At 42.4% G+C, this 7,745-nt stretch carries 5 protein-coding genes; 2 read left to right on the top strand and 3 right to left on the bottom strand.

The genetic code is table 11. The features are described 5' to 3' along the window. Positions 1-632: Rpn family recombination-promoting nuclease/putative transposase (locus PN457_RS09315; RefSeq protein WP_271732861.1), on the bottom strand; the 632-nt coding region annotated here is incomplete at its 3' end. A 194-nt stretch (positions 633-826) separates the two neighbouring features. Between PN457_RS09315 and ilvB the strand changes: the two genes are divergently transcribed. After that, a complete protein-coding gene (ilvB, locus tag PN457_RS09310) occupies positions 827-2,719 on the top strand; it encodes a biosynthetic-type acetolactate synthase large subunit (protein WP_271732859.1) in 1,893 nt (630 codons plus the stop codon). A gap of 140 nt (positions 2,720-2,859) precedes the next feature. Then, on the top strand, positions 2,860-4,323 hold the full coding sequence (gene dacB, locus PN457_RS09305) for a D-alanyl-D-alanine carboxypeptidase/D-alanyl-D-alanine endopeptidase (RefSeq protein ID WP_271732857.1): 1,464 nt from the start codon (positions 2,860-2,862) through the stop codon (positions 4,321-4,323). Here the strand turns inward: dacB and tmk are convergent. Further along, a complete protein-coding gene (gene tmk, locus PN457_RS09300) occupies positions 4,320-4,961 on the bottom strand; it encodes a dTMP kinase (protein ID WP_271732855.1) in 642 nt (213 codons plus the stop codon). The two genes, dacB and tmk, sit on opposite strands and share 4 nt — an antisense overlap. Before the next feature lie 420 nt (positions 4,962-5,381). Continuing rightward, the gene (locus tag PN457_RS09295) at positions 5,382-7,655 is read right to left on the bottom strand and encodes a DEAD/DEAH box helicase (protein ID WP_271732853.1); all 2,274 of its coding nucleotides are present in this window, start codon (positions 7,653-7,655) and stop codon (positions 5,382-5,384) included. Positions 7,656-7,745 lie beyond the last annotated feature (90 nt).

Raw genomic sequence — 7,745 nt, 5'->3', positions numbered from 1 at the left:
CCTTCTTCGAGAATTTCTTGGTAAATTACTGACTCCCGCATCATACCCTCCCGAAATAGTCTTCTAATTAAATCCTTCTTAAATTTTAACCCGGCTAAAATTTGGGTGTAAGCCGAAATTTCAGGGCGCTGGGTTGTCTCCAGTGCGTTAATTCGTGAGACAATTTCTGTCAGCAAGGTTTGGGGTTGGGTGGTCGCTGTTAATGGTGCTAGTGGTAACAATGCAGGGTCTTGGAGAAAGATTTCTGGGTTTTGTTCCCACATCCGAATTAGACGATATTCATGACGGGTAGTTTCCACGTTAAAGGCTGTAGTGATTTCTCCCTCATCCAGGGGAGGAAGCAGTAATACTACTACTTGTGTCACTGGTAAACGATACAAGCGATACAACCTTACCCAATAGTCTAACATTCGCAGTGGTAGGGGTGGTGTGGATTCTAATTTGGTTTGAAATTCTAAATGTAGAATCCTGCCTTGCAGTTGTAAAAAGGTGACATAATCGGCGCGGATGGGTTCTATGCTTAATTCGGTTTTGAGAATTGTGACATCCCCTTGCGGTGTCCCTAATACCCAACTGGCGAACCTTTGGGGGTGTTTTTCTGATAGTAGCTTGCAGAGATTGTCAAAGGACATGGGTAATATATGGCTATGATATTTTATGATATTTTTAGTTAAAAGTGGTGTTCACCGGTGGTTTAATGTCAGGAATTCTTGCTATATGTCAAACTTTATCTTTTTCTGGACAGTTTAAATTCAAGTTTTACATTAAAATGGAATACTAAATACAGAATTTACGCGTTAACTTAGCTATCGTCTGAGGTTTGACCGTGACCGTGCGCTTGCCATCCTTAACTAGTCTCCCACAAACCGAAAATCACAATCAGTCTGGTCAATCGCCAGTCGTCGCGCCCAAGCGTGTAACTGGTGGTTTTGCACTGCTTGACAGTCTTTTGCGCCATGAAGTTGAATACATTTTTGGTTATCCTGGTGGGGCAATCCTCCCAATTTACGATGACCTTTACAAAGTAGAATCCACTGGTGCTATTAAGCACATTTTAGTACGACACGAACAAGGTGCCGCCCACGCTGCCGATGGCTATGCCCGTGCTACTGGAAAGGTGGGAGTATGCTTTGGCACTTCTGGACCTGGGGCAACGAATTTAGTCACAGGCATTGCTACAGCCTATATGGACTCGATTCCCATGATTGTAGTTACAGGACAAGTGCCACGGGCTGCTATTGGTACGGATGCATTTCAAGAAACCGATATTTATGGAATTACCCTACCAATAGTCAAACACTCCTATGTAGTGCGTGACCCGAAAAACATGGCGCGAATTGTGGCGGAAGCGTTCCACATCGCTAGCACGGGACGACCGGGTCCTGTTTTGATTGATGTGCCTAAAGATGTGGCTTTAGAAGAATGTGACTATGTACCAGTGGAACCGGGAAGTCTGAAATTACGCGGCTATCGTCCTACGGTTAAGGGGAATCCCAGACAAATCAACGCCGCAATTCAGTTAATTCGTAACAGTCACCGCCCTTTATTATATGTGGGTGGTGGGGCGATCGCATCTAACGCACACGCAGAAGTTAAGGAACTAGCCGAACTATTTAATATCCCGGTGACTACAACCTTAATGGGTATCGGTGCATTCGATGAACATCATCCCCTGTCTGTGGGAATGTTAGGGATGCACGGTACAGCTTACGCTAACTTTGCAGTGACAGATTGCGATTTATTAATCTGCGTTGGTGCTAGATTTGACGACCGTGTTACAGGTAAGTTGGATGAATTTGCTTCCCATGCCAAAGTAATTCACATCGACATCGACCCGGCAGAAGTAGGTAAAAATAGAGTCCCGGAAGTGCCAATCGTGGGGGATGTGCGCCATGTGTTGGTAGACCTGTTGCGTCGCTGTCAGGAAGGGGGAATCAAGCAAATACCACATAAAAACCAAGAATGGTTAAATTTAATTAACCGTTGGCGACAAGACTACCCCTTACAAGTACCTCAGTATCCCGACAGCCTTTCTCCTCAAGAGGTAATTGTAGAAGTTGGTCGCCAAGCCCCCAACGCTTTTTACACTACAGATGTAGGTCAACATCAAATGTGGGCGGCGCAATTCCTCAAGAATGGACCCAGACGCTGGATTTCTAGCGCGGGGTTGGGAACTATGGGTTTTGGAGTCCCTGCGGCTATGGGTGCAAAGGTCGCATTTCCAGATGAGGAAGTTATCTGTATTAGTGGTGATGCTAGTTTTCAGATGTGTTTACAAGAACTGGGGACGCTAGCACAATACGGGATTAATGTCAAGACAGTTATTTTAAATAACGGTTGGCAGGGAATGGTGCGCCAGTGGCAACAAGCCTTTTATGGTGAGCGCTACTCATGCTCTAATATGGAAGTAGGAATGCCGGATATTGAGTATTTGACAAAAGCCTATGGGATTAAGGGCATGGTAATTCGTAGTCGTGATCAATTAAAAGATGCGATCGCCGAAATGCTGGCACATGATGGCCCGGTGGTGGTTGATGTCCAAGTCACCAAAGATGAAAACTGCTACCCCATGGTAGCTCCTGGGAAAAGCAACGCTCAAATGATTGGTTTACCTATGCAACCAGCCAAAGCCAGAGTAGAACCAATTACTTGTAGCAATTGCGGGACAACAAATCACCCCACTCATAATTTTTGCTCCGAATGTGGAACCAAATTATAAGGAGCAGGACTGCACTACAGAGGTTTGACGATCCAGATAACCTAATATTAGGGGAAAGGGAAAATTAACGGTATTTATACGCAGAGGAACCAATCCTCTGCTTTTTTGTCACAGAAACTTAAGAATTACAAATTACATTTATGTCTAAAAAAATTACCATTGGCTTGCTGCTGTTATTTCTGAGTAGCCAAATTGCCATCACCCCCCAAACAGCGACAGCACAGATACAAGCACCAACCACACCCACGGGGAAAACAATTTGTTCTACCCAACTCCAGTCAGAGGTAGAAACCATAACCAACAGGCCTGAATTTAGCCGGGTGCGGTGGGGAATTATCGTGAAAAATATGGCTGATCAACAAACACTTTATCAGCGAGATGGTGAGAAATACTTTACCCCGGCCTCCAACACCAAATTACTGATAACAGCGGCCGCATTACAAGAGTTAGGTGGTAATTTTCGTATTCGTACCTCCGTTTATCAAGATGGGGAGGGTGTTTTGCGTGTCTTCGGTAGGGGAGACCCCAGTTTAAAGATTCCGCAGTTGCAGAAATTAGCCCAGCAGTTACGCCAGCAGGGTATTACTCAAGTCAACCAGTTGATTGCTGATGATAGTTATTTTCAAGGGGATATTGTCAATCCCAGTTGGGAATGGGAAGACTTAGCAGCTGATTATGGCGCACCAGTCAGCAGTTTAATTCTCAATCAAAATGCTTCTGTATTTCAAGTTTCGCCCCAAACCGTCGGTAAACCATTACAACTGAAGTGGAATGAACCAGCGGATGCATTTATGTGGCGAGTAGAAAATAATTCTGTGACTACTCAAAAAAATGAATCGGGATTTCTCAGAGTCAGCCGCAGCTTACACGGTCCAGTATTGCACATTCAAGGACAGATGGCTGTAAATTCCACCCCTAACATCAGGGCGATCGCAGTTTTTAATCCCGTCGAGCATTTCCTGCGTCACTTCCGCCAGACTTTGGTTAAGGAAGGAATTTTTGTACAAGATATATCTCACGGTACTGGTAGTCAAAACCAAAAGGAACTAGCAGCAGTGGAGTCTCCCCCCTTGTCTGAACTATTAATAGAGACAAATGTCAATAGTAATAACTTGTATGCTGAAGCGTTACTCAGGTCTTTAGCAATTAAACAACCGGGAGAAAATAATCAAACTACGGCCGATGCAGGTTTAACAGTTGTCAAGAATAGTTTAACTCAGTTAGGAGTAGACCCTAGTAGTTATATACTAGTAGATGCTTCTGGATTATCGCGCAAAAACTTAATTAGTCCCCAAGCCTTGGTGCAGACTTTACAGGCCATGGACAAATCACCACTAGCAGGAATATTTCGCGCTTCCCTACCTGTAGCGGGGGTGAGCGGTACTTTAAGAAATCGCCTGCGGGACACTCCCGCTGTGGGAATTGTCCAGGCAAAAACAGGTACAATGACTGGGGTGGTGTCCCTATCAGGATATGTGAATAGTCCGAATTATCAGCCTTTGGCTTTTAGTATTATTGTCAATCATTATGAACAACCGGCTAGAGTTGTCCGCCAATCCATAGATGAAATTGTCCTTTTATTAACACAGTTACAGCCTTGTTAAGTGCAATTTAACAGTTGCAGCCTTTGGTGTAATATTTTCTGAATTACTTGTTGCACTGCTTCTGGGGTTAAACTACCATCTACCCGGACAATTTCAGAGGGATAGAGTGCGGCTAAATCTGCGTATCCTTGCTGAACACGCTGATGAAAGGCTATTGTTTCTTGCTCAATGCGGTCTAGTCCCCCCGTTGCTGCTTGTTTACGAGCTAGTCCCACTTCCACATCAACATCTAGCCAGATGGTTAAGTCACTTACTAAACCATCTGTGGCAATATGGTTGAGTTGATTAATTAAGTTGATGTTTAAACCCCGACCATAACCTTGGTAGGCAGTGGTAGAGTGGGTGTAGCGATCGCACAGTATATATTTTCCTGCTGCTAGATGTGGTTTAAGTTCTTGTGCAACGTGTTGGGAGCGATCGGCGGCATATAATAATAATTCAGTTACCTGAGAGATGGGTAGATTTTCTGGGTTTTTGAGTAAAATCCGGCGCAGATGTAGGCCTAACTCGGTTCCCCCCGGTTCACGAGTCATGAGTACAGGAATACCCAGACTCTCCAACCATTGGGCGCAAAGCTGCATCTGGCTAGTTTTGCCGCAGCCTTCTACTCCTTCAAATATAATTAATTTACCAGTCATAGTTTTTATATCAGTTTAAAATACTGGAGACCAAGGCTAACTGACAAGGGACCAGGAAAGTTTTGCCTAAATTTTTTACACACAAAAAGGCAACTGCTAGCAGTTGCCTTTTTGTCAAAGTTAATACCATTCGACTTGTTTGATACCTAACTAAAAGACTGCAATGCTACTGTAAGCCGAGCATTTCCAGGATTACTTGGAACAAACCTTGAGCGAATTGGTACCACTCCTTGCACTATATTAATAGTAACTCTTCTAGGATAAAATGCAACATTTTCTTGATAAAACTTTGTTAACCTGATCACCCACACCCCTGTAAATTAAAGCAGTGGTATCGCAGATAACATCTTATATTCAGTGTATCAAATATTGTTTTACCCCCCGTTCCCCGTTCCCTGTTCTCTAAAAAGAAAATACATCTTAGCTAGCTTGTGCAGATACATTTGCAACAGCTTCATCAATCAACTGTTTTACATTGTTTAATCCAGTCATAGCATACTGCCAATAACCATATTTACCATCGGCATTAACAGCATGACACCATCTCATCGCTGCTGCTTTCTTAACATCTCGCAGTGGGTCCCATCCTTTTGTTTCCAGAATAAAATAACTCAATGTTGGTGTTTTAAACCTGATGATGAAGTCGGGAATATAATCGTGGTCTTCTCCATTATCAAAATAGGGAATTGCAAAGCCTAAGCTGGCGTTTTTGACAAAAGCCCCTACAGCGGGATGGGTATCGATAATATATGCTGCTGTTTGTTCCCATTGCCAAGTATCTGCAACAACATAGTTAATATGAGAGTTAATTACCTCTCGCACTGGTTTACTTGTCCAGAAGTTAACATCATCTGTTGAACCATTCCCCCGATGTGCTTCATAAATTGGAACCTCCGGAGCTTCCCCTGCTGTGGTGTCGGGATGAATAGCTTCTGTTAATTTCTCTATTAACCAACCATAGTAAGGAGAAACAAAAACATCTAATTTATCTGCTGGGGGAACCAGTTCTACTTTTTCCGATATGTAGCGATCGCAAATTCTCCGTAATTGGGGAAATAGTATATGGGGAGGAGCTTCACATTTATCTGACTTGGCGTAGGTTACACTTAAATCTCTAGCTAAATCAAAGACTAATTCTTGTAACCTTTTATCTTTGCGGTATGGGTTGAGGTTCATACCTTGAAGTTTCCCTGGTCCGGTTAAACTTGATCTCCCTTGATTGTTGGGAATATTGGCTTTAACTTGTACTTCTGGCGCTATCTTAAATGGGTTAATTTCCAGCTTGGCGATTACATCCCAATCTACAGTTACCTGATTGCGAATAGCTTGGGTGTAACCTTTGACTTTAGGAAATTCGATTCTGTACTGTGACTTACTAGCTATTGCATAAACGTGGTGACGTTTTTCTGGTTTTCGCTTTGCGCCTAATGGGTTTTCTTTAAAAGGAATGACTTCAAAGGGGACGCCAAATATTTTTGCTGTTTCTTCAGCGAATTTGTTATCCTCAGTTAAATCATAGTTACGTCTTCTTAATGCTCTCCCAACTACTTGTTCACAGAGAAGTTGGGACATAAAAGGACGAATCCCAATCACATGAGTTACTGTGTTAGTATCCCATCCTTCCGTGAGCATACCTACTGAGATGATGCAACGAATATCACGACCTGGCGGATGTAGAGGACGGTTTAATTTAGTAGCTAATTCTGGGAAATTTTCTGGATAAATGTTTCTACCTTGACTGTCCTTTGGCCATGCTATTTTACCAATGGTATCTAAGGTAAACCGCATCCATTTAGATTCATCAGATTTGGTATTACCAGAGTCTAGTTCTTCAACCACCTTAGAATCAACACGAATTGTATTAATTTGTGTATCTGTATTCCTTAAAGATTCAATCCTACAGGGTGAAACGTTAACGGGTTGTTGATTCTCTGCTATCCATTCATAAATACACTTAGCTATTTTAGTATTTTTGCAAACAATAATAAAGACAGGGGGTCTAGGGTCGTCACTTTCTGCCCATTCTTGGCGTATTTCTTCCCATTGTCCCGCTAAAATTGCCATAGGATGTTGAGCATATTTTAAAACTGCTTCGGCTTTAGGATCTGCGCCTTTCTTCTCACGTTCTGATGTGGTTATTTTTTGCATAATCCATTTCCAGATGTTGAAATATGCTAAATCTGAAACTTCTGCTCCTGTAGTATCTCTAATGGGTAATTGAGGAATTTTAACTAGGCCGGACTCAATAGCATCCATTAAACTAAAATCACTGACTACCCATGGAAATGGTTTATTACCATCTTGGCGAGCGGATTTGAGATAATAAGGTGTAGCAGATAAATCTACACAAAAATTAATCCCCCGATATTTATGAATACGGTCTAAACCTTCAACCCAAATAGTGGCTTCTTTATCTTCATATTCAACCGCTTCATCTTCCCCATCATTGTCCTTTTGATCTGGGACAATTCTATAAGCATGATGGGCTTCATCATTAAATACCAAAATATTACTTTTATTGCCAATGGCATCGGTTAAAATTCGTTTAATCCAAGCTACATCACTTTCTAAATACCGAGTAGCTTTAACTTTAACAGAAATCACATTACCTTGTTTATCTTTATTTTCTTCAATTACTTCTAGTTCAGGACTTACGCAACTGGCACAAATAGGGAGCGGAGGGAGCCGCGCCACGGGACAATTTCAATTAAACCAAGCACATAGGAATACTTGGGCGTTTGAGTTGCTGTATTAAATAATTAGACAGCAAATTATGCTTGATTT

This window comes from Anabaenopsis arnoldii, assembly GCF_028331025.1.
Classification (GTDB): Bacteria; Cyanobacteriota; Cyanobacteriia; order Cyanobacteriales; family Nostocaceae; genus Anabaenopsis; species Anabaenopsis arnoldii.
This window is presented reverse-complemented; position numbering and strand designations above follow the sequence as displayed.